The following is a 23,420-nucleotide window of genomic DNA, read 5'->3' on the forward strand; positions in this document are numbered from 1 at the left end:
CCCATCCCTGTGATCGGCAGCACCCGATTCTTGAATGGATTCGAAGGAACAGTGAAGGCAATGAACGTACTGGTGACCGGCGGCGCTGGCTATATCGGCTCGCATGCATGCGTCGAGCTGCTGCAGCAGGGACACGACGTCGTCATCGTGGACTCGCTGTGCAACAGCGACGCCAGCGTCGTCGAGCGTATCGGACGGATCACCGGCACGGCACCGGTGTTCGTGCAGGCTGACATCCGTGATCGACCGCGCATGGCCGCCCTGATGCAGCAGCATGCGATCGATGCCGTGCTGCACTTCGCGGCGCTCAAATCCGTGGGCGAATCGCAGACGGTGCCCCTGCAGTACTTCGACAGCAACATCAGCGGCACGATCGCCCTGCTCGGTGCGATGCAGGATGCGGGGGTGACGCTGCTGGTCTTCAGCTCCTCCGCCACCGTGTACGGCAACCAGGAGCACTGCCCGGTGGCCGAGTCCGCTTCAACCTGTGCAATGACGCCCTACGGCCGTACCAAGCTGGTGGTGGAGCAACTGCTCGCGGACCTGGTCGCGACGGGCCAGGACCTGCACGTGGCGACGCTGCGCTACTTCAATCCGGTCGGCGCACATGACACGGCATTGATCGGTGAGCTGCCGCACGGCACGCCGAGCAACCTGATGCCCTACATCGCGCAGGTCGCTGCTGGCCTGCTGCCGGAAGTCCAGGTCTTCGGTGATGACTATCCGACCCATGACGGCACCGGCGTACGCGACTACATCCATGTGCAGGATGTGGCCAACGCCCACGTGCTGGCCCTGCAGTTCCTGCGCGACCAGCGGCGCAGCATCACGCTCAACCTCGGCACCGGCCAGGGCCACAGCGTGCTGGAACTGATCCAGGCCTTCGAGCAGGTCACCGGGATCCGGATTCCGTTCCGCATCGTCCCGCGACGCAATGGCGACATCGCGGTCAGTTTCGCCGACGCCTCGCTGGCGCTGCGCGAGCTGGGCTGGAAGGCCCGTCACACGCTGGCCGACATGTGTCGTGACACCTGGAAGTGGCAGCGGGCAATGCCGACCCAAGCGCCACCGACACACCCGTGAACGAACTACTGCACCTGCCTGCGCCGTGACGCAGGCAGGTTCGTTCAGTCAGAAGAATCGTCCGTAGACGACCTGCACGATCTCGCCGTTGCCCGTGTTGATCAGCAGCGCATCGGGACCGTAGCGAACCCATTCGTAGCCCATCGGCGGCATGTCCAGGCCGAACAGCCAGAAGTCGTTGAGGATGTAGTCTCCGACCCAGTAGGGGCGCGGCAGGATCTGACCGTAATGCCAACGCTGGTAGGCGTAGCCGACCGGCGGATGGTACGGGCCGATGCGGAAGGCATGGTCGGCACGGAAATTGTGCCGGTAGTCTTCACGGAATGCCGGGCGCGCATTACCCAGTTCGCGCGGGCGCTCCATCCGCGGATATCCCCACGGCGCCCGCAGGGGCTCTTCGCGTGGCGCGGACATGTGCGGCTCCCCTTCGGGCCGGCGCTCGGCACTGGCAATGGAGACACCGCCCAGCAACGGCAGCACCAGCAGCGCACCTGCCAGCAGGCGGCGGCTGTAGCGCAGTAAGGTGTTCATGGTCATGGTCCTTGCAACGAAGGAAGTAGGATGGAGCGTGGTCCGCTCCGACCGGGTCCCCGCCGGCGCATCGCGTGCGTCGATGCAGGGATCCTGATGCCGGGGATACGCCGCGCATCGTTCAAAGCGCGTCACAAAGCGCACAGCCGCAGCTGAACGTGATCACGGGTCGCAATCGGTTCAGTCAGTGGTGCTGGAAAGCGACATGGCCGCAGAAGCGGCCATGTCGGGGTGCCAGGTTGTACCGTCGCCAGCCTCAGGCGGCGGCGTCGCGCACCGCGGCGGACAGGCGGTCGAGCGTGTCCTGCATCAGCGTTGCATCATCGGCCTCGACCGTGACCCGCACCACCGGCTCGGTACCGGACGGGCGCAGGAATGCACGACCACGGCCGGCCACCGATTGCTGCGCGACGGCCAGCGCGGCCTGCACGCTGTCGGCCTGCACCGTGGCCTTGGCCGAGACATTGCCCAGCCGCACGTTGACCGTCTTCTGCGGCACCCGCACCAGCCCCTTCAGCGCCTGACGCAGGGTCTGCCCGCTGTTGCGCAGCGCCACCAGTACCTGCAGCGCGCTGACGATGCCGTCACCGGTGGTGGCCCGGTCCAGGCACAGCAGGTGGCCGGACGCTTCGCCGCCGAGCACGCCGCCGCCTTCCATCAGCGCCTGGTGCACGTAGCGATCGCCGACATTGCTGCGCACGAACGGAATCTGCAGGTCGGCGAATGCCTTCTCCACACCGTAGTTGCTCATCAGCGTGCCGACCACCGGGCCGCGCAGGCGGCCTTCGGCCTTCCAGGCGCGTGCCAGGATGTACAGCAGGTCATCGCCGTCGACCGGATTGCCCTGGTCGTCGGCCATCAGCACGCGGTCACCATCGCCATCGAAGGCGATGCCGAGATCGGCGCGGGTTTCGCGGACCTTGGCCGCCAGGTTGTCGATATGGGTGGAACCCACGCCGGCGTTGATGTTGACGCCGTTGGGCTCGGCACCAATGCCGATCACCTCGGCGCCCAGTTCGCGGAACAGCAACGGTGCGATCTGGTAGGTGGCGCCGTGCGCGCAATCCAGCACCAGGCGTACGCCACGCAGGTCGAACGCGCGCGGCACGCTGGCCTTGCAGAACTCGATGTAGCGGCCGACCGCCTCGCGCGCACGCGACGCCTTGCCCAGCTTTTCCGATTCGGCGGTGGTGAACGGAACGTCCAGCGCCGCTTCCAGGGCCAGCTCGGTGGCATCGTCGAGCTTCTCGCCCTGGGCGGAAAAGAACTTGATGCCGTTGTCGTAGTGCGGGTTGTGCGAGGCGCTGATGACGATGCCGGCATCCACGCCCAGCGTGCGGGTCAGGAACGCCACCGCCGGGGTCGGCATCGGCCCCAGCAGCTGTACGTCGGCGCCGGCGGCGACCAGGCCGGCTTCCAGTGCCGCTTCGAACATGTAGCCGGAAATGCGGGTGTCCTTGCCGATCACCACGATCGGCCGGCGCCCGTCCTGGCCGCGCTGCGCGACCAGGACACGGCCCAGGGCGTTGCCCAGGCGCAGCACGAAGTCGGCCGAGATCACGCCCTGGCCGACCCGCCCACGGATGCCATCAGTACCGAAGTACTTGCGGCCTCCCATCAAGCCACCTCCGGCGCCGGCTGACGGCCGAGCATTGCCAGCAGATCGGACAGGCGGTCGCGCATTTCGCGGCGGTCGCAGATCTGGTCGATGGCACCGTGCTCCAGCAGGAACTCCGAGCGCTGGAAGCCTTCCGGCAGCTTTTCGCGCACGGTCTGCTCGATCACGCGCGGGCCGGCGAAGCCGATCAGCGCCTGCGGCTCGGCGATGTTGATGTCGCCCAGCATCGCGAACGAGGCCGACACGCCGCCGGTGGTCGGATGGGTCAGCACCGAGATGTACGGCAGGCCGGCTTCACGCAGCTTGCCCAGCGCAGCCGAGGTCTTGGCCATCTGCATCAGCGAGAACAGGCCTTCCTGCATGCGCGCGCCACCGCTCTGCGAGAAGCACACGTAGGGCGCACCGATCTCGACCGCGGTTTCCGCGGCCAGTGCGAAACGCTCGCCGACCACCGAGCCCATCGAGCCGCCCATGAAGGCGAAGTCGAACGACGAGGCCACCAGCGCACGGCCCTTGAGCAGGCCGCGCATGGCGATCAGCGCGTCGTACTCGCCGGTATTCTTCTGCGCGATCTTGATGCGCTCGCTGTACTTCTTCTGGTCCTTGAACTTGAGCAGGTCGGTCGGGCCCAGGCGCGCACCGATCTCGGTGGTGCTGTCGGCATCGAACAGGGCAGCCAGGCGCGCACGCGCACGGATCGCCATGTGATGGCCGCACTTCGGGCAGACTTCCAGGTTCTCTTCCAGTTCCGGACGGTACAACGCGCTGCCGCAGTTGCTGCACTTTTCCCACAGGCCCTCGGGGACACTGCGCTTCTTGCTGGGGGTATTGTCGGTGCGGATGCCGGACGGCATCAACTTGCTGAGCCAACTCATGCGGGAGGACACTTCCGTTCAGGGCGGCCCAGGGGCCGCAAAGGCGGACAGTCTAGCTCCGCTTTCCCCGCCCGTGCACCCCCTTGCCAGCCACGGGGCCGCCGGAAAAAACCATGCTGGGACGTACGTTTAGGTGTGGGGTAGTGCCGGCCGCTGGCCGGCGACCCTTGTGTTTGGACCGATGGGTAGTGCCGGCCGCTGGCCGGCAGCCCCTGCGCGCAGGCGGGTACGGAGGATGCCGGCCAGTGGCCGGCACCACCGTTACGCGTCCAGCGCCTGCCGCAGTGGGGCGAGGAAGGCCCGGGCGCGCTGCGCGGCCTCTTCCGCCGAGCCCGCTTCGGCCAGCGCCGCCACCAGCGCGCTGCCCACCACCACGCCATCGGCCTGGCGGGCCATGGCCGCGGCACTGTCGGCATCCTTGATGCCGAAGCCCGCCACCACCGGCACCGACGCACGCGCGCGCAACGCCTGCAGGCGGGCACTGGCGGCATCGCTGTCAAGGCGCTCGGACGCACCGGTGACACCGGCAAAGCTGACGTAGTAGAGATAGCCACGGGCCAACGCCAGCAGCTTGTCGGCGCGCACCTCGCTGGTGGTCGGCGACGCCAGCAGGACCAGCGCCAGGCCGGCTGCGTCGAACGCCTGCAGCGCCTCGCCCGCTTCTTCCGGCGGCAGGTCGACCAGCAGCACGCCATCCACGCCGGCGTCCACGGCGGCCTTGGCGAAGGCCGCGTAACCGTGGATCTCCACCGGGTTCAGGTAGCCCATCAGCACCACCGGGGTCTGCGCATCGCGCTCGCGGAACTGCGCCACGGCCTGCAGCACGTAGCGGCTGCCAGCACCGCGCGCCAGCGCGCGCTCGGAGCTGCGCTGGATGGTCGGGCCATCGGCCATCGGGTCGGAGAACGGCACGCCCAGTTCGATCACGTCGGCGCCGGCATCGACCAGTGCGTGCATGACCGGCACGGTGGCTTCCAGCGAGGGATCACCGGCCGTGACGAAGGGGATCAGCGCCTTGCGCTGCTGCTCGCGCAGACGCTGGAAACAGGCATCGAGTCGGGATACGGACATTTCAGGCACATCCTTCAATCAGTTCAATCGCATCGCTGGTTCCCCAGTACATCTGGGTGACCCTCCCTTCAAACAGTTCCACGCGGATACCCAGGTCCGAACCCGGGTCCTGCCAGGTGAGGTACTCGCCCTGGTCACCGTCGTAGGCATGCGGGCTGGATACCGGCGGCTTCGGGAACTGGGCCATGGCCTGGGCGCGGGTCATGCCGACACGCAGGCCGAACGGACCGGGCTGCTGGGTCGGCGCCCCGCTCTCCGGATCCAGGCCGAGATCGAAACGGACGACGCGATCTTCATCGGTCATCATCGACACGCCGGGCGGCAGCCCCTTGCCGTCGTAGTACTCGCAACTGCCGCCGATGGCTTCGACCGCCCCTTGCGCGGTCCACGGCCCGAGTGCCTTCAGATCGGTCATATGCTGGCCGATCAGCACCTCGCCGGCATGGTCCAGCGCCACCGAGACCACCGCGGGCGCGCCATCGCTGTCCGTATCTTCCATGGACGGCGGATCGACAATCGGCGCACGCGCCATCGGGTCGAGGTCATCGTTGGCGGCCGGCTGCTGTGCCGGCTGCGTGGTGCCCTTGGCGGCCGGTGCCAGCACCGGCGGCTCCGGCGGCTGGCATGCGGCCAACCCCAGCGCCAGCAGCAGCACGCCACTGTTGCGCAGCAGCGCGCTCACAGCACCAGCCCTTCGCGCGCGGCGATGGTATGCACGTCCTTGTCGCCACGGCCGGACAGATTGCACAGCACGATCTGGTCACGCGGACGCTCACGCGCCAGCTTGATCGCCTGTGCCAGCGCATGGCTGGACTCCAGCGCCGGCAGGATGCCCTCGGTGTGCGCCAGCAGGTGGAAGGCCTGCAGCGCTTCTTCATCGGTGATGCCGAGGTAGCGTGCACGGCCGGTGTCGGCCAGGAATGCGTGCTCGGGGCCGACGCCCGGATAGTCCAGGCCGGCCGACACCGAATGGGTCTCGATGATCTGGCCGTCGTCGTCGCACAGCACATAGGTGCGGTTGCCATGCAGCACGCCGGGACGACCGGCGGCGATCGACGCGGCGTGGCGGCCGGTGCTGATGCCATCACCTGCGGCTTCGGCGCCGACGATCTCGACCTGGCGATCGTTGAGGAAGGCATGGAACAGGCCGATGGCATTGCTGCCGCCACCGACGCAGGCGGTGATCGCATCGGGCAGGCGGCCGTACTCGGCCAGCATCTGCTCGCGTGCTTCGCGGCCGACGATGGCGTTGAAGTCGCGCACCATGCGCGGATAGGGATCCGGGCCGGCGACCGTACCGATGATGTAGAAGGTGTCCTGCACATTGGTCACCCAGTCGCGCATCGCTTCGTTGAGCGCGTCCTTCAGGGTGGCCGAGCCGGAGGTGACCGGCACCACCGTCGCGCCGAGCAGCTTCATGCGGTAGACGTTGATCTTCTGCCGCTCGATGTCGGTGGCGCCCATGTACACCACGCATTCCAGGCCCAGCCGCGCGGCAACGGTGGCGCTGGCCACGCCGTGCTGGCCGGCACCGGTCTCAGCGATGATGCGCTTCTTGCCCATCCGCGCCGCCAGCAGCGCCTGGCCGATGGTGTTGTTGATCTTGTGCGCGCCGGTGTGGTTCAGGTCTTCGCGCTTGAGCAGGATCTGCGCGCCGCCGACATGGTCGCTCAGGCGCTGGGCGTGGTAGATCGGGCTCGGCCGGCCCACGTAATGGGCCAGGTCGCGATCGTAGGCGACCTGGAATGCCGGGTCCTGGCGGGCCTGGTCATAGGCCTGGGCCAGTTCCTGCAGCGGGCCGACCAGGGTTTCGGCAACGAAGCTGCCGCCGTAGCGGCCGAAATGGCCCTGGGCATCCGGGAAGGCGTGGTAGTCGGCAATGGGGGAGGCAGACATGGAAGCGACCGCTGGTTCGAGACAGGTGGATACTCTAGCGCACGGGTCGTGACCGGAAAATGGATATTATCTGGCGCATATCGTCAGGAAATCTCACATGAGCCATTCCCTGCTGCCACCGCTCAATGCGCTGCGCGCGTTCGAGGCCACCGCCCGCCTGGGCGGGGTTGGCCGCGCCGCGCAGGACCTGCACGTCACCCACGGTGCGGTCAGCCGCCAGCTGAAGCTATTGGAAGACCACCTCGGCCTGGCGCTGTTCCAGCGTGCCGGTCGCGGCCTGCGCCTGACCGCTGCGGGCACGCGCCTGCAGGCCGCGTGCAGCGAGGCCTTCAGCGGCATCGAAGACTGCGTGCGCGAACTGCGGCGGCCGGCAGCCGCCCCGGCGCTGGTGCTGGGTTGCAGCGGCAGCGTGCTGGCGCGCTGGATGATCCCGCGCCTGCCCGCACTGCAGGCCGCCCTGCCCGGCGTACGCCTGCAGTGGTCGGCGCTGGATGGCAGCTTCACCGAGGCGCAGGCCGCACTGGATGCGGTGCTGCTGCTGGCGCAGGGGCCGTGGCCCCGGGGCTGGCAGGTGCGTGAGCTGGCGCCGGAACGGGTCGGCGTGGTGGTGGCCCCCTCGCATCCGGCCGCGCAGCGCCTGCGGCATGTACCGCCCTCGGCGCTGCTGCAGGAGACGCTGCTGCACACCAGTTCACGGCCGCAGGCGTGGCCGGCGTGGGCGCAGGCACACGCTCTGGACACCGCCAAGCTGCAGCTGGGCACTGCCTTCGAGCACCTGTACTACCTTCTGGAGGCAGCAGTGGCCGGGCTGGGCCCGGCGATCGCACCCGAGCCGCTGGTGGCCGAGGACCTGGCCGCCGGGCGACTGGTCGCGCCGTGGGGGTTTGCCGCCACCGGTGGTTTCTGGGTGCTGGCGCGACCGGACGGACCAACTGATGCGCGCGTGGATGCGCTGGCCGACTGGCTGGGCCAGCAACTCCGCTGACAACAAAAAGGGGACGGAGGGGATTAAGTCGCAAGTGGCACAAACGACTTAATTCCCTCCGTCCCCTTTTTTCAGCTGGCGGTTGGAGTGGCCAGGCGCTGCTGCAGGTCTTCGCGCAGGCGCGACAGCTCGACCTCGGCCTGCTGCCGCTGCTGCATGCCTTCGCGATGGATGCTGCGCACTTCCTCGACCGTGGCAATCAACTGGTCGTGCACGTGGCGCAGCGTGGCTACGTCGATCACGCCGCGCTGGTTGCTGCGCGCGGTATCCACCGAGGCCTGACGCAGCAGATCGGCATTGCGGCGCATCAGCTCGTTGGTGGCATCGTCGATGGCGGTGGACAGCTCGACCGCGGCCTTCTGCTCACCCAGCGAAAGCTGGATGGCGAACTGGCGCTTCCACGACGGGATGGTGATCTCGCGCACCGTGTTGAACTTCTCGATCAGCTGCAGCGCATTGGCCTGGATCAGGCGGATCATCGGCAGCGACTGATCGGCCGCATGCTGCATCAGTTGCAGGTCGGACACGCGCTTTTCGATCAGGCGGATCGCGTTGTCGACTTCGCCCTGGCGGATGCGCTGCTGCGGATCCTCGCTGCCCTGCCCGGCCTGCTGCTCGGCCTGCAGTTCGGCCAGGCGCTGCTTGCCGGCGGCAGCATACAGGCCCAGCGCATGGCGTTCTTCGCGGACGATGTCATGCATGCGGTCGAACTCGCCCACGCGCTTGCCCATCAACGCCTGCTGCACACCGACATCGCCCAGCAGCTGCTCGATCTGCGCGTTGGTGTCGCTGAACTTCTGCACCAGCTCACCCTTGGATACGCGCAGGCGGTCGATCAGGCCACCGATCACCGGCACCTTCGACCGCTGGGCGAAGCCGTCCAGCTTCAGGCTGCGCGCGATGCGCACCACTTCGCCCAGTTTCTCGCCACTGGCATCCAGGTCACGATTGCGCACCTGGTCGAGCAACTGGCTGGAGAACGCTGCGGTACGCGTGGCCGCTTCGCGACCGAACACCTGCAGGTTGCCCGGGCGCAGGTCATCCAGCTCCAGACGGATCTCGGCGATGCGCGGAAGATCCTCGCGGACCAGGCCGAGCGCCTGCAGAGCGCCGTCATCGAGCGGAGCGGCGGTGGTCGTGCCGGGCACGAGGGCACCGGGCGTCTGGCTGTCCTGGGTCATCGGGCAGTCTCCTTGCAGTTGGGTAAGCGGCAGCGGCGGCCGGCTCAAGGCAGTCTAGCCTGAGCCGCCGCGACCTCGTCATCGATCTGTGCGTGCAGCGTGGCGGCCTTCGCCGCCAGTGTGGCGCCGGCCGCGGCCTGGCCCGCCACGGCGGCCTGCCGCCAGGCCGGCAGCAGGACGTCATGGATGCGCGCGAAGCGTTGCAGCAGCACGTTGTCCTGGTCCTGCAGCAGCTGCCACTGGCCGGCCTCGAGACGGCGCAGCATGGCCAGCCGGCGCAGATGATCGAGCCGTTGCGACAGCGCGGCCTGGCCGGCGATATCCAGCGACGCCAGCCGCGCCTCAGCCAGCCCGATCCAGTCGTCCAGCGCTGCGGCCGCCGCTGAATGCCCGGCGATGGCCATGGCCCGCCGCTGCAGGTGCTGCTGCAGGTGCTGGGCCTGCTCGCGCGCCTGCAGGGCCAGCACGCCCAGCTGCGACTGCAGCGCACGTCCCTCCGCCTCGCGATCGACATCGCGCCCCAGCAGGCGGCCCCACCAGCTCTCCTGCTGCCGGATCTGCGCCGGGTTGGCGGCCTGCAGGGCCAGCGCGATGCGTGCCAGTGCGGCCACCAGGCCGTCGCCCGCGCCCGGCGGCAACGGTGTTTCGAGCCGCGCCAGTGCCTGCAGCAACGGCGCACCATAGTCGGCCAGCACGGCGACATCGGCCGTGTCCGGCAAGCTCGGGGGCGGCAGTGGCGCCTGCGTGGTCATGGCAGCGGCGGCGGCTTCGGTGTCGTTGCCGGAATCTCCTCACTGTCGTCCGGCGGCAACGACTCGCCGTAGAAGTGGCGCATCAGGGCCTCATCCAGCGCGCGCTCCTCCGGTGTCGTGGCACGGCGCACACGCGCACGCTGCGCCACCGCACTGTTCGGCACCCCACGCTCGACCTGCTGCCGCGCCCAGCCGGCGAACGCGGCCAGGGTCTGCGACACCTGTGCCTGCTGCGCCTGCGATGCCGCCAACAGTTCCACCAACGGCGCCAGGCCGGCCTGCAGGTCGTCGGCCAGGACCGTGGCCGGCACGCTGGGGGCCGCCGCGACCGGCTCGGGCGCCGCGACGGCGGGACGTGTTTCAGAAAGGCGATGCAGGGCCTCCAGCAACGCCGGCCACGGTGCCGGGTCGGCAACGGCAATCGCTTCGGGCACCGGCGGTGGCAGCTGCAGGGCGGTGGCGATGTCGGCCAGCTGCGCGACCACGCGCCCGCCGACATCACTGTCGTCGGCACCCATGGCCTTGTTGCGCAGGAAATCGCGCTTGATCTGCGCCCAGCGCTGCGCCTGCGTGTCGTCCAGCACGCCGCGCAGTTCGGCCAGCTTCAACAGGTTTTCTTCGGCACCAGTGGTCAGCAGCTGTGCCTCGCCCAGGTAGTGGTCGGAGATCAGCTGCTGCAGCTCGTCCTCGTTCATCACCGGCGAGATCTTCTCGGCCAGCTTGTTCATGTTGCGGTAGCTGCCCTGCAGCCGGAACGGCGGCTCGGTACGGTAGCGATCGTCCTGTGCGGCACTGGCGATGTACTGCTGGTTGACCCGGTAGACCACGTCGCGCACGCGCAGCATGCGCTGCAGGGTGGCGGTGATCTCGTTGATCTCCGCGCTGCTGTAGGCGTGGCTGAGGCCGTTGGTCGAGACCTCCTTGCCCATCGCGCGGTCGACCAGCACGTACAGGTCAGCCATGTCGCGCGTGGCCAGCGGCGCCAGCACCGGGTTGGAGGTCAGGCTGTTCTCGATGTAGCTGAGGGTGAAGGCCGCCTCCATGCCACCGAGCACATCACCGAGGTTGTAGATGTCGGCACGGTTGGCCAGCATGTCCGGAATCTTGAACACCTCGCCGGACTCGGTGTACGGGTTGCCGGCCATCACCACGCAGAACTTCTTGCCGCGCATGTCGTAGGTGCGGGTGCGGCCGCGCCACACGCCTTCGATACGGCGGGTGCCATCGCACAGCGAGATGAACTTCTGCAGGAACTCGGGATGGGTGTGCTGGATGTCGTCCACATACAGCATGGTGTTGTTGCCCATTTCCAGCGCGAGGTTGAGCTTCTCCAGCTCCTGCCGCGAGGTCGCGTCCGGCGCCTGCGCCGGGTCCAGCGAGCGCACCTCATGACCCAGCGCCGGGCCGTTGATCTTCATGAAGACCAGGCCCAGGCGGTGCGCCACGTATTCCATCAGCGTGGTCTTGCCGTAGCCCGGCGGCGAAATCATCATCAGCAGGCCCATCAGGTCGCTGCGCTTGTTCTCGCCGACCGTGCCCATCTGCTTGGCCAGGTTGTCACCGATCACGCCCAGGTAGACATCGTTGATCAGCTTGTTGCGCACGAACGAGGACAGCGGCCGCGCCTTGAACTCGGAAAGCCGCAGGGTCTCGCGCTCGCGCCCGATGATGCCCTGGCGCAGCGCCTGGTAGGCGTGGAATGCTGGCACGAAATGACGCAGGTGCTGCTTCAGGCGCGCCAGGAAATCATCCAGCGATACCACCAGCGTGCCGTTGCTGATGCGTGCGTGTTCACCCAGCAGGCCACTGACCTCCGCCTGCAGCGCGGCGTCGCTGGCACGGGTACGCAGCTGACGCTGCACCAGCAGCAGTGCCGCAGCCTCGTCGACATAGCCGGCATGCAGGGCATGCGCCGGCATCCGCGCCAGCGCCCGCAGCCACTGCCCGGCCAGCGCCCAGCGCGTGGCCAGCGGATCCTGGCTGCGCTGCAGGGCGCGTTCGACCGCCTCGCGCTGCCCGGCCTGTTCCAGCTGCTGCGCCAGCGCCTCCAGCAGCGCTAGCGCATGGCGACTGCTGCTGAACACCGGCTCGCCGGTCGCCAGCTCTTCGCCCAGATAGGCGGCCGCGGCCTCTGCGGCATCGGCATCGAACGGCAACGCGTGGCATTGCGCATACGCCAGCAGTGCCTCGGCCATTTCCGTACGCAACGCCAGTCGCCCTTCGTCGGACCCCAGCAGGCGTGCCAGCGCTTCGGCACCCATCTGTCGGCCCGGCCATTGCGCCACCGCTTCGCGCCGCTGCTCGGCGGCCCAGAACAGGAGTGCCAGCGCACGCACCCGCGGTGCATGGCGCAGGCTGCCGGCCGCCTGCTGCAAGGGCAGCAATGCACGCAGGATCAGCGCGGCATCATGGTCATGGATGCCGCGCTCGTAGCCTTCGCGGTAGCGCGGTGCGGCGAATGCTCGCACGCGCTGGTCCAGCGCATCGGGCGTGGCGACATCGTGCTGCAGCGTGGCCAGGTCAAGGCCGTCGCTCCCCTCCTGCGCGGCCATCAGCAGACTGCCGGCCAGATACTCGCCGCGATACAACGCAGGTGATTCCGAGTCCAGGGTGACCGGCCAGAACGGCTTCAGCGCATCCAGCTCCGGATCGTGCAGGGTCTCCAGGAAGTCGGTGCCGGTCAGATGGATCGCCAGCGTGTCACCACGCGGCAGCAGGGTCAGGTCCAGCGCCTGGGTGTTGACGCTGAAGCGATGGCGCGGCCCCAGCCGCACCACGTTGCCGCCCGCTTCGTACAGATCACTGCGGTCGCGCAGCTGGCGTACCGCCTGGTCACGCACACCCTTCAGGCGCGCCTCGATGTCGTCGGCCTTGACGTTGTCATGCAGCGCGCGAAGGCGTTCGGCCAGCTCACGCAGCTTGAGGATCAGCGGATCGCCGGCGAAGAATGCATTGAGCTCATCGGCGGTGGCGAAGCGCTCGGTGCGCTTGGCCAGGCCATCGAGGATGCGGCTGGCCGCGTCCAGCACCGAACGCGCCTTGCGCTGGCGATCATCCAGCAATGCCTGCTTGTGCGTTTCGAAGGCTTCCACCAGCTCTTCGCGCTTGCTCAGGATGTCACCGAGGAACTGCTCGTGTTCGCCGAACTGGCTCTCCAGCTCCTCCAGCTGCACCAGCAGGCGCGACAGCTGCTCGTCGGCGCGCTCCGGGTCGGTGGCCAGTGCCAGCGCGCTGGTGATCGACTGCGAGAACAGCGCGAACTGCGCGGCGAACTGCGCCACGGCCTCCGCCGCCCCCAGCGACCGGCGACGCTGATCAGCACGCGCACGGGCCTGGTTGAGGCGGCCGTACAGCACCGAGATCGACTCGACCACGCGGGTGCGGGCGGTGGCATCGTCCACCTTCAGGCCGGCCATCAGCTCGGACAACATGTCCAGGTCGGCTGCCATGCCACGCAGCCCCTCCAGCTGCTCGTCCAGCTGGCGGGCACTCTGTGCCTGCTGGGCCGCTTCATCCAGCGCCTGCAGGCGCGAGGTCAGCGGCGCCAGCGCGGCTTCGTCCGCAAGGAACTCGCCAGTGGCGGCGCCGACGCGGTCCTGCGCTTCCACCAGCTCGGCCGCCATCACTTCGATGCGCGCGGTGTCGATGTAGCGCAGCTCACGGATGGTCAGCAGCCGCCCGCGCAATGCGGTGATCGCATTGAGCGCCTCGACGAAGGCCTGCACCTCGTTCCAGTTCTGCGGCTGCAGCCGCCCCAGCAGCGTCTTGTGCGCGGCCTCGGCCTCGACCATCGCCTGCGCCGACTGCTGGCGGATCGACTGCACCTTCTCGTATTCGTCCAGCACCGATTCGCCGGTGGCGCTGATCTGCCGCAGCAGCGCCTCGGCGCCATCGCAGGCCGCGTCGCCCAGCCAGTGATGGGCATCGAACAGGCGCCGGGTGTCGGCCACCAGGCGCTGGTAGCGCTGCACCGACACGTCCTGGCCTTCGATCTCGCGCGCAAGGTTGAACAGGTTGGAAATGCCGCGCACCAATTCGGCGTTGCCGATGCGGCCCATGAAGGTATTGCCGGGCGGTCGGCTGGCAGCAAACTCGTCACTGCTGAACGGGGTCTGCCAGACCTGCATCGGATGGATGCGGGTCGGTTCGCTGCCTTCGGCATGGAACAGCACCATGCGCCCGTCCTGCATCAAGGCGTAGCCATGGCCGAACACCGGGTTCTGCAGCACGCGCTGGATGGTGTTGTAGACGAACAGCGCCGAGCGCCCACCTTCGCGCTCGTAGAAGATGTACAGCACGTCCTCGCCATTCGGTGAACGGATGCTGCGCTTGAACTGCATGCCGGCCATCGAGGCGTCGAATGCCTTGTGCTCGCCGCCCTGCAGGTAATACCCACCCGGGAAGATCACGCCGTGGTCTTCGGGCAGCTGCACGCAGGCCTGCACGATCGCATCGTTGCGCACGATGCCGCCGGTCAGCGTGTTGTAGATCAGGCCGCGCCACTCCGTCTCGCGGTACGGCAGCACCTTCAGCAGCACCAGCGAGCCGACCCGGGCGAATTCGAACTGGGCGTCGTCAAGCGACTGCGTGCTGTCCTCCACCGGTTCGCTGTAGATGCCCTGCCCGGTCTCGGTGTTGTTCTCGACCTTGATGGTGAGGTCGCCGCCGGTGGTCTCCACGAACAGGGTGTCGAGGATGTTAAGGTGCGAATGGCGTCCATTGACTGCCAGGTCGCGAGTCGCCCTGGTCCATTCGAAGTCGAACGGCGGCGGCAGTGCGATATCGCGCTCGCCGCGCGCATCCAGATAGGTCAGTTCGCCATCGCGCGACAGCGCCCAGCGGAACACGCGCACGTCGCTGCTGCGCTCGCCGATCTGGAACGAGGCCAGCAGCTTGTCGCCCACCACGATCAGCTGCAGCAGGCGTGCGTGCTTGTAGTACGCGTACAGCTCATTGAAGTCGTGCACGAAGCCGGGCTGGTCGAGGAAGCTGCCCTTCAGCTCCAGCGCGGCCACGTCGTAGCCGTCGCTGCCCTGCACCAGCCGGTACAGGCCGAACACGTCCTCGATGCGGGTCTGGGTCTTCAGCCCGATGAACACGTTGTAGCCGAACAGCAGGCGGTCCGGGCCGACCTGCACGATGTCACGGCCGACGCAGTTGTTCTCGCTGCGGATGCGGAAGCGCCCGACCACCTCCAGGCGGCTGTCGCCGAACTCGGCCAGGCGCTGGCGGTTGAGCGTCTCGGCCAGGCCCTGCAGGCGCTGGCCCTGCTCGGCCAGGCGGCGGCGCAGGACTTCGTAGGCGCCGCCCTGGGCAACGGCCTGGTCGACGGTATTGCCGCCGGCCTCCGGTGCAGTGGATTCGGCGGACGGATGGGTATCAGACATCAGCAGGCTTCCGGCTCACGGGCGGACGGCCGCGGTTGCGGCCGGCGCGGGCGGGCGATGGCCGCAGCAGCCACCGCCCGATGCATCAACGGGCGCTGTCGACCATGGTGGCCGACACGGTCGGCACCGCTTCGGCATCCTCGGCGATCTGGCGCGGTGCTGGTTCGGCCACGGCCACGCCCAGGTAGCGCTGCATCAGCTCCTGCACGATCGGGCTCTTGCCGGCGAAGCCTTCGATCGACTTGCCCAGCGACACCGCCTTGACCAGGTTCTCGAACATGCCACCGTCGCCACCGACCAGGTCGATGTCGGCGTTGCGCAGCGCGCTGGCGATGACGTTGGCATTTTCGCGCGAGACTTCCTTGCCGGCTTCGATCGAGGCCAGTGCCTGCTTCAGGCTGTTGTCCAGCATCATGCGGAACTCTTCGTGGCCGCGTGCCTGGTCGCTCAGCGAGGCGATGGCTTCGAACTTGCGCACCAGGCCCTCGGCCTCGGCCAGCAGCTTCTTCTGCACCACGCCGGCTTCGGCGTTGCCCAGCGATTCAGTGGCGGTGGCACGGGCCAGGCCCATCTTCTCCTCACCCTGCGCCTGTGCCTGCAGCGTCTGCGCCAGCACCTGGGCTTCGTTGCTGCCCTGCTTCAGGCTGGCTTCGGCCTTGGCTTCGATCACACGGGCCTCGGCAATGCCGACCTTCTCGATGGCCAGTGCCGAAGCTTCACGCACCTGCGCTTCGGCCAGGCCCGGCGCCGCCTGCTCGGCGCGCAGCGCGTCGGCCAGCAGGCGCTTGGCTTCGGCCTGCTTGCCGGCTGCTTCGTGTTCGGCCTGGGCCAGCGTGGTCAGTTCAACCGCGCGGTGCTTGGAGGCGGTTTCGCGCGCCTGCGCTTCCTTCACTTCGCGCACCAGCGATTCCTGCGCCTTGGCTTCGGCTTCCAGGATCAGCACCTGCTTCTGGCGGTCGGCCTCGGAGACCTCGCGCACTTCCTTGATGCGCTCTTCTTCCTGCGCCACGGTCTTGTCGATGGAGATGCGTTCGCGGGTGATGTTGGCCACGTCCATCTTGCCCTGCTCGACCACCTTGTCGCGCTCCACGCCCTGCAGCTGCACTTCGCGGTCGGTGGTGACCTGCTCCAGCTGGCGTGCGCGCTCCACGCGCTCGGCCTCGATGGCCACGGCACGCTGGCGGTTCTGCTCGGCCACTTCCACTTCGCGCAGGCGGTTCTGGTCGCGGATCTCGATCAACTGCTGTGCTTCGATGCGGGCATTCTCGGACAGCTGGCGCTGCTCTTCCTGCACCTTGGCGGTCTCGGCCTCCTCGCGCGCGCGGATGGTCTCGATCTCGCGCTTCTGGCGTGCTTCGGCTTCGGCCTGCTGGCGTTCCAGCGCCAGCAGCGCCTCACGCGCTTCCACGTTCTTCTTGGTGATGGCGAGCTTCTCGTTCTGCTCCAGCTCGTTGGTCACCACGTTCTGCGCGGCGGTCAGCTCGGTGATCTTGCGGATGCCCTGTGCGTCGAGGATGTTGAACTGGTCCAGCAGCGACTTCGGGGTCTGCTCCAGGTAATCGATCGCCACGTCTTCCAGCACATAACCGTTGAGGTCGTTGCCGATCACCGCGATGATCTCGTCGCGGAACTCCTGGCGCTTCTCGAACAGTTCGGTGAAGTCGAACTTCTTGCCGACCGTCTTCAGCGCTTCGGAGAACTTGGCGTTGAACAGCTCATCGACGGCATGCTTGTCCGACGCACGGTCGGCACCGATGGCCTTGGCCACGCGCAGCACATCGGCCTGGGTCTCGTTCACCCGCAGGTAGAAGGCCACGGCGATGTCGGCACGCATGTTGTCGCGGCAGATCAGGCCTTCCTTGCCGCGGCGGTCGATCTGCAGGGTGATCAGGCTGATCCGCATCAGCTCGGCGCGGTACAGCACCGGGATGATCAGCGCACCGGTGAAGTGCACCTTGGGCGTGGAGCTCATGTCGTTGACGATCAGGGCCACGCCCTGGTCGACCTTGCGGTAGAAGGCCTTGAACAGGCCGGCCACGCCCAGCAGCAGGACGAGCAGGCCGCCGGCGACGGCCAGGATCGGTAAGAGGGATGCCAACGTCATTGATGATTCTCCTTGTTGCCCGGAAGCAGGTTGTCCTGGAAATCGAGGGCGATCGCATCGGCGCGGACCACCCGGTAATAATGTTGCTCGGCCATGTGCTCGACCAGCACGATGCGCTCGCCACGCTGCAGTTCGATGTCGCTGCGGATCTGCAGCACCAGCCCGGCGCCGCCATCATCGACAGTGGCATGACCGCTGCGTGTGTCCACCTTCGGCGATGCGACCACGCCGATCCGGCCCAGCAGCGATGCCTGCGGCACCGGACGCAGGCGCAGCAGGAAGCGCCGGACCGGGCGCAGGATCAGCGCGACGACCGGTACCGCAGGCAGCGGTGCCAGCACCGCCACGAGCGTACCCAGGCCCCAGCGCAGCAGGTCCGGCAGCGGCAGCAGTACGAACAGATGGATGAAATAGGTGATGAGCCAGCCGAACAGGCCCAGCAGGGTGACCACCACCATGATCGGGACGCCGCCCAGGCCCCAGCGCGCCAGCATGGCCGACAGGCCACTGAGGTCGGTCCCCGCCTCGAGCGCGCCATCGGCGCCGAGATCGCCGAAACCGTCATCGACCAGGCCGAACGCCGCAACCGCCCAATACATCACCGACACCAACAGCAGAATGCTGTACGGCAGCGTCGGGTAACCGAGTACGACGGTGAGAAATTCCTGCATCGCTTGCCTTCCTGGGCTATGGGCGGCGGCCGCCCGTTCGGGGCGCGCCGAGCGCGTCCCGTCGATCCCCGCGCCAGCCCTCATGGCAGGCGCGCTTGGGACCATCCTATGTGAAGAATGCGTGCAGGCTCAAATCGGGGCGCTGATCAGGGTAAATAGTGACGCGAATCACTCGAGAACCGTGCAATCGGCGCGGCGCACTTCCTCGACGAAGGTGCGCATCTTGTAGCCGTCCTTGATGCCCGGCTCCAGTTCGATGCCGCTGGAGACATCCACGCCCCACGGCAGGGTGGCCAGCACCGCGTCGTAGACGTTTTCCGGGTTCAGGCCACCGGCCAGCAGGAACGGGCGATGCAGGCCGGTCGGGATCCGGCCCCAGTCGAAGGCCACGCCGGTGCCGCCACCGCCGCCCGGCGCATGACTGTCGAACAGGAAGCCGGCGGCGCTGGGATAGCGCAGCTGCAGGGTGCGGGCGTTGATCTCTTCACGCCCGCCCATGGCGATCGCCTTCAGGTACGGCATGTTGAAGCTGCGGCAGAAGCTCTCGTCTTCCTCGCCATGGAACTGCAGCAGGGTCGGTCGTACCGTGCGCAGCACCTCGCGCACCTCTTCCTTGCTGTTGTTGCGGAACAGCGCCACCACGTCGACCATCGGCGCGATCGCCTGGCGCATCGCGCGTGCCTCGGCCGGGGCGACCCGGCGGCTGCTTTCACGGGCGAAGATGAAACCCACCGCGTCCACACCCAGTTCACCGGCCAGGCGGACGTCGCCGGCCCGGGTCATGCCACAGAACTTGATGCGCGTGCGGTAGTAGGAGCGGCTCATAGCGTGACCTCGGCGGGCAGATGCCAGTTGTCGGGGTACAGGGGCCCAAGGAACACCAGGCCCTGCGGCGGTGCGGTGGGACCGGCTACGGTGCGATCGCGCCCGGCCAGCAGTTCGGCGATCCATTCCACCGGTTTTTCGCCGCTGCCCACCAGGATCAGCGATCCGACGATATTGCGGACCATGTGATGAAGGAATGCATTGCCCTGCACGGCGACCTCGATCACCTCGCCCTGGCGGCTGACCTGCAGTGACTGCAGTTCACGCCGTGCATGCAGCGCCTGGCACTGCACCGAGCGGAACGCACTGAAGTCGTTCTCGCCGAGCAGGGCCTGGCCGGCGGCATGCATCAGGGTCTCGTCCAGCGCCCGGCGCTCCCAGCTGAGGGTCTGCCGCTGCAGCGCCGGCCGCACTTCGCGGTTGAGCAGGCGGTAGCGGTAGCGGCGCGCACACGCCGAGAAGCGGGCGTGGAAATCATCGGCCACCGGCACGCACCAGCGCACCGCGATCGAGCGCGGCAGGCGGGTGGTGGTGCCCAGCATCCAGGCGCGCGGATCGCGCACCACGTCGGTATCGAAGTGGACGACCTGGCATTGGCCATGCACACCGGCATCGGTGCGACCGGCACAGACCACCTGCAGCGGCGCATCGGCCACCGACGACAGGGCCTGCTCAAGGCTGGCCTGCACGCTGGGGCCGCCCTCGCCCAGGTTCTGCCAGCCCCTGAAATCGCTGCCGTCGTATTCGACGCCAAGCGCGTAACGCATGTGCTACCTCGATGTTGCGGGTGGGGCGGCGCTCAGGCCGGATCGCGTTCGGACCAGACTGCCAGTTCGTTGCCACCGGGCTCGACGAACTGGAAGCGGCTGCCGCCAGGGAAAGAGAACACCGGCCGCACGATCTCACCGCCAGCGTTGCGCACCGCCGCCTCGATCGGCGCCAGCTGGTCGGCATACAGCACCAGCAGCGGCGCACCGCTGTCGCTGGCCCGTTGCGGCTGGCCGCGGAAGAAGCCGCCCTGCAGCCGGCCATCGTCGAAGGCGGTGTAGTCGCTGCCATAGTCGACGAACGACCAGCCGAACACCTTTTCGAAGAAGGCGCGGCTGGCGGCCGGGTCACTGGAGGCGAATTCAACGTAGTCGATACGGCGCTCGCGGCTCATGGCACGGTCCTTGTCGGCGGGTTCGGTCACGGCAGGCGGGCCAGCAGTTCGCGGGCCTGGGCCTGGCAGTGCAGGTCGCCGCCCTCGGCCACTTCCTGCAGCAAGATACGGGCGGTCTGGGCATCGCCCAGATCGAGGTAGGCGATGGCCAGCTCCAGGCGTTCCTGTCCGGCACGCGGCGCCCAGCCGGCATCGCTGGCCGGTGCCGCGGTGTGTTCTTCGTGCGCGGCCGCGGCCAGCGCGTCGTGTGGCGCGCCGCTGGAATCGCCGTTGTCATGGTGCTCGGCCGGCAGGTCGAACACGCCGCGGAACTGCGGCTGCTGTTCGGCGTGCAGCGCATAGTCCGGCACTGCGATCTCGTCAGGGACCGCCTGCACGACCGGCTCATCCTGCACGGCGGCGTCCGGCACGGGGGTGTCCAGCGTAGTCACCGGCTCGTCCCAGCGCGGCAGGTCGGTCACGGCCTCGGGCAGCTGCACCACTTCGTCATCGCGCAGCGTCTGCGCCTGCCAGTCAGCCTGGGCGGCGACGTCGTCGACCGCTTCGGCAGCCACGTCCTCCTGCACCTCGGTTTCGCTCGCCCAGGCCGGCATCGCCGGCTCCTGGCGGCCACTGTCGGACACCGCCGTCGACCACGAAGACTGCTCGGCCAGCGTATCCAGCGCCGCGCCCGCCGGTACCGCAGCGGCCAGGCCGGCGGCATCGCCTTCCTCGCGCAGGGGCGGCAGTGGCGACGGCTTGCGACGACGCAGCAGCCAGGCCGCGCCGGCCGCCAGCAACAGCACCGGCAGACCCAGCCAGTACCACGGTGTTGCCGCATCGCGGGCATCCGGTGCCTGCGCCAGGCGCTGCTGCGCGGCGGCCAGGTCGTTGTCCTTCATCGCGATCAGCGACTGCTGCTGTTCCTTGAGTTTTTCCAGGTCGGCCACGCGCTGCTTCAGCTCGCCGATCTCGGCATCGCGGGTCGCGATGTCCTCGCGTGCCTGGCGCAGTTGTTCGTTGCCCAGCATGTCACCCTCGCTGCCGGCTCCAGTGCCGGTGGTTGTGCCCGCGTGCGCGGCGTCGGAGGCCAGCGCCGGAGCGATTTCAAGTCGTGCCCCATTGGCCGCAGCCGGGGAAGAAGCGTTCGTGGTTGCCGCCGTGGCGACCGGGGCGACGGTACCCGCCGGTTGCGGCACGGTGCGTGCCTGCCGCCACTGTGCGGCATGCTCACGCACCAGCGCTGCGGCCTCGGCGGCATCGACCGCCGCCAGTGCATCGCTGCCGGGCATGCGCAGCACGGCGCCCTGCTTGAGCAGGTTGACGTTGCCGCGGATGAAGGCCTCCGGGTTGGCGCGCAGCAGCGCGATCATGGCGCGGTCGCGGCTGACCTGGTTGCCGCGGGCCACCGCGCTGGCGATCTGCGACAGGGTCTGCCCACGCTGGACGGTGACGCTGCCATCGGCTGCCGGCGCGGCAGCGGGTGCAGCCACTGCACGCGGGCGGGCCGGTGCGGGTGCCGGCGTGGCGGCGGTGGACGCCGCAGGCGCGCTCGCGCTCTCCGCAGCGGCGCGCGACGGGGTGCCCTCACGGGCGATGGTGTTGGAGAGCGTACCCGCGGGTGCAACGATTTCCGGCTCGGCCACGGCCAGTGCACTGGACGGTGCATCGACCAGCGCCGAGTACTCGCGCACCAGGCGACCCTGGCCCCAGTCGGCCTCGATCAGGAAGCTCAGCGACGGGGTCTCGACCGGCGTCTGCGAGGTTACCCGCACCACCGCCCTGCCCTGCGCATTGCGGGTCAGTTCGAACTGCAGTTCGCCGACCAGCCCGGTCGGCCGCTGCAGGCCGACGCGCTCGAAGGTGACCGGTGAGGCCAACGCGACACGCAGGTTCTCCAGCTCGGACGGATCGGCGGAGACCACCGGGATTTCGGCCAACAGGGGCTGGCCCGGCTTGGACAGGACACGGATGTCGCCCAGACCCAGGGCAAGCGCCGAACTACTGGCCAGGGCCAGCAGCGCGGTGGAAAGATAGAGGAGCGGGCGCTTTGCGCCCCTGGCCCGTTTATTCATGGGCGACACTATAAAGCGTGCGGACCGGGGTCCGCACCCACCGGAAAGACCCTTGAGGGAGTGCCGGCCAGCGGCCGGCACGACCGGTGAGGCAATCGCAGTGATCAGCGCTGCTCGGCGGCGACCAGCTCGGCCAGCTGCACGGCATTCAGGGCGGCGCCCTTGCGCACGTTGTCCGACACGATCCACAGGTTCAGGCCGCGCGGGTGCGACAGGTCCTCACGGATGCGGCCGACATACACCGCGTCGGTGCCCGAGGCGTGGGTGACCGGGGTCGGGTAACCACCGGCCTCGTGGCGATCCACCACTTCGATGCCCGGCGACTGCTCCAGCAGCGCGCGTGCTTCGGCCACGGTGACCTTGTCGCGGGTCTCGATCGCCACCGATTCGGAGTGGCCGTAGAACACCGGCACGCGCACCGCAGTCGGGTTCACCAGGATGCTGTCGTCGCCGAGGATCTTGCGGGTTTCCCAGATCAGCTTCATCTCTTCCTTGGTGAAGCCGTTGTCCTGGAAGTCGTCGATGTGCGGGATCAGGTTGAAGGCGATCTGCACCGGGAAGCGCTGCGGATCGATCTCCTGGAAGCTCAGCAGCTGGCCGGTCTGCTTGCCCAGCTCCTCGGTGGCCGAACGACCACCGCCGGACACCGACTGGTAGGTGGAGACGTTGATGCGCTCGATGCCGTACTTGCGGTGCAGCGGCGCCAGCGCCACCAGCATCTGCATGGTCGAGCAGTTGGGGTTGGCGATGATGCCGCGCGGACGGTTGGCGACCTGTTCCGGGTTGACCTCGGACACCACCAGCGGCACGTCATCGTCGTAACGGAAGGCCGAGGAGTTGTCGATCACCACCGCACCAGCGGCGGCGAACTTCGGCGCGTATTCCTTGGACACGCTGCCGCCGGCCGAGAACAGCGCGATCTCGACGCCGGTCGGATCGAAGGTGGCCAGGTCCTGGACCGTGACCTTCTGGCCGTTGAACTCGATCTCGCCGCCGGCCGAACGCTCGGAGGCGAGGACGCTCAGGGTGCCGACCGGGAAGTCACGCTCGGCCAGGATCGACAACATGGTCTCGCCGACGGCGCCGGTGGCACCAACGACGGCGACGTGGAAACTGCGCTGTGCATTGCTCATGGGGGAAACTCTCACGAAAACGGGGATGGGGAAAAATCACGCACGACAGCTGGGTTCGGGGAACCTCCTCAAGCGGGGCGCGCGGAGGTTCC

The 23,420-nt window shown here is 68.1% G+C and carries 18 protein-coding genes; 2 read left to right on the forward strand and 16 right to left on the reverse strand.

What is annotated here, in order from left to right:
• Nucleotides 1-60 precede the first annotated feature (60 nt).
• Nucleotides 61-1,083: a UDP-glucose 4-epimerase GalE gene (galE, locus tag ACZK1G_RS15860; RefSeq protein ID WP_049445553.1), complete on the forward strand. Its 1,023-nt coding sequence runs from the start codon at nt 61-63 to the stop codon at nt 1,081-1,083.
• Nucleotides 1,084-1,131: 48 nt separating this feature from the next.
• Here galE and ACZK1G_RS15865 read toward each other — a convergent pair whose 3' ends face one another.
• From ACZK1G_RS15865 to trpB, 6 genes are all read right to left on the reverse strand, one after another.
• Nucleotides 1,132-1,614: an RcnB family protein gene (locus ACZK1G_RS15865; RefSeq protein ID WP_049445704.1), complete on the reverse strand. Its 483-nt coding sequence runs from the start codon at nt 1,612-1,614 to the stop codon at nt 1,132-1,134.
• 256 nt (nt 1,615-1,870) lie between these two features.
• Nucleotides 1,871-3,232, reverse strand: coding sequence for a phosphoglucosamine mutase (glmM, locus tag ACZK1G_RS15870; protein WP_049445557.1), 1,362 nt, complete (start codon nt 3,230-3,232; stop codon nt 1,871-1,873).
• Nucleotides 3,232-4,107 (reverse strand): acetyl-CoA carboxylase, carboxyltransferase subunit beta, encoded by an 876-nt coding sequence (gene accD / locus ACZK1G_RS15875; protein ID WP_005410473.1) that lies wholly within the window; start codon nt 4,105-4,107, stop codon nt 3,232-3,234. Before accD ends, glmM begins: the two co-directional genes overlap by 1 nt.
• 261 nt (nt 4,108-4,368) lie before the next feature.
• Entirely contained in the window at nt 4,369-5,178 is an 810-nt protein-coding gene (gene trpA, locus ACZK1G_RS15880) for a tryptophan synthase subunit alpha (RefSeq protein ID WP_049445559.1), read from the reverse strand.
• Between the two features lies 1 nt (nt 5,179).
• Nucleotides 5,180-5,860, reverse strand: coding sequence for a hypothetical protein (locus ACZK1G_RS15885; protein WP_049445560.1), 681 nt, complete (start codon nt 5,858-5,860; stop codon nt 5,180-5,182).
• The gene (gene trpB, locus ACZK1G_RS15890) at nt 5,857-7,074 is read right to left on the reverse strand and encodes a tryptophan synthase subunit beta (RefSeq protein ID WP_049445561.1); all 1,218 of its coding nucleotides are present in this window, start codon (nt 7,072-7,074) and stop codon (nt 5,857-5,859) included. The genes ACZK1G_RS15885 and trpB overlap by 4 nt, the downstream gene beginning before the upstream one ends.
• A gap of 97 nt (nt 7,075-7,171) precedes the next feature.
• Here trpB and ACZK1G_RS15895 point away from each other — a divergent pair, with 97 nt between their 5' ends.
• On the forward strand, nt 7,172-8,059 hold the full coding sequence (locus tag ACZK1G_RS15895; RefSeq protein WP_101765858.1) for a LysR family transcriptional regulator: 888 nt from the start codon (nt 7,172-7,174) through the stop codon (nt 8,057-8,059).
• 71 nt (nt 8,060-8,130) lie between these two features.
• Here ACZK1G_RS15895 and ACZK1G_RS15900 read toward each other — a convergent pair whose 3' ends face one another.
• The 10 genes from ACZK1G_RS15900 to ACZK1G_RS15945 all read right to left on the reverse strand — a co-directional run bounded on the left by ACZK1G_RS15900 (nt 8,131) and on the right by ACZK1G_RS15945 (nt 23,328).
• Nucleotides 8,131-9,240, reverse strand: a complete 1,110-nt coding sequence (locus tag ACZK1G_RS15900) for a toxic anion resistance protein (protein WP_101765859.1) — start codon at nt 9,238-9,240, stop codon at nt 8,131-8,133.
• A 44-nt stretch (nt 9,241-9,284) separates the two neighbouring features.
• Nucleotides 9,285-9,992 (reverse strand): cell division protein FtsY, encoded by a 708-nt coding sequence (locus ACZK1G_RS15905; RefSeq protein WP_101765860.1) that lies wholly within the window; start codon nt 9,990-9,992, stop codon nt 9,285-9,287.
• Nucleotides 9,989-15,379, reverse strand: coding sequence for a DNA repair ATPase (locus ACZK1G_RS15910; RefSeq protein ID WP_101765861.1), 5,391 nt, complete (start codon nt 15,377-15,379; stop codon nt 9,989-9,991). The genes ACZK1G_RS15905 and ACZK1G_RS15910 overlap by 4 nt, the downstream gene beginning before the upstream one ends.
• Nucleotides 15,380-15,464: 85 nt before the next feature.
• Nucleotides 15,465-17,483 (reverse strand): hypothetical protein, encoded by a 2,019-nt coding sequence (locus ACZK1G_RS15915; RefSeq protein WP_101765862.1) that lies wholly within the window; start codon nt 17,481-17,483, stop codon nt 15,465-15,467.
• The gene (locus tag ACZK1G_RS15920) at nt 17,480-18,154 is read right to left on the reverse strand and encodes a DUF1449 family protein (protein ID WP_101765863.1); all 675 of its coding nucleotides are present in this window, start codon (nt 18,152-18,154) and stop codon (nt 17,480-17,482) included. The genes ACZK1G_RS15915 and ACZK1G_RS15920 overlap by 4 nt, the downstream gene beginning before the upstream one ends.
• A 168-nt stretch (nt 18,155-18,322) precedes the next feature.
• Nucleotides 18,323-18,979 carry a phosphoribosylanthranilate isomerase gene (locus ACZK1G_RS15925; protein WP_014037969.1) on the reverse strand — a complete coding sequence of 219 codons (657 nt, stop codon included), beginning with the start codon at nt 18,977-18,979 and terminating at the stop codon, nt 18,323-18,325.
• Entirely contained in the window at nt 18,976-19,746 is a 771-nt protein-coding gene (gene truA, locus ACZK1G_RS15930) for a tRNA pseudouridine(38-40) synthase TruA (RefSeq protein WP_101765864.1), read from the reverse strand. The genes ACZK1G_RS15925 and truA overlap by 4 nt, the downstream gene beginning before the upstream one ends.
• 32 nt (nt 19,747-19,778) lie before the next feature.
• Entirely contained in the window at nt 19,779-20,141 is a 363-nt protein-coding gene (locus tag ACZK1G_RS15935) for a VOC family protein (protein ID WP_014037971.1), read from the reverse strand.
• A gap of 26 nt (nt 20,142-20,167) precedes the next feature.
• The gene (locus ACZK1G_RS15940; protein ID WP_101765865.1) at nt 20,168-22,195 is read right to left on the reverse strand and encodes a motility hub landmark protein FimV; all 2,028 of its coding nucleotides are present in this window, start codon (nt 22,193-22,195) and stop codon (nt 20,168-20,170) included.
• 104 nt (nt 22,196-22,299) lie between these two features.
• Complete coding sequence (locus ACZK1G_RS15945; protein ID WP_049445577.1) at nt 22,300-23,328, reverse strand: aspartate-semialdehyde dehydrogenase; 1,029 nt, start codon at nt 23,326-23,328, stop codon at nt 22,300-22,302.
• Between the last annotated feature and the right edge of the window lie 92 nt (nt 23,329-23,420).

This window comes from Stenotrophomonas sp. 109824_Sma (assembly GCF_056480025.1).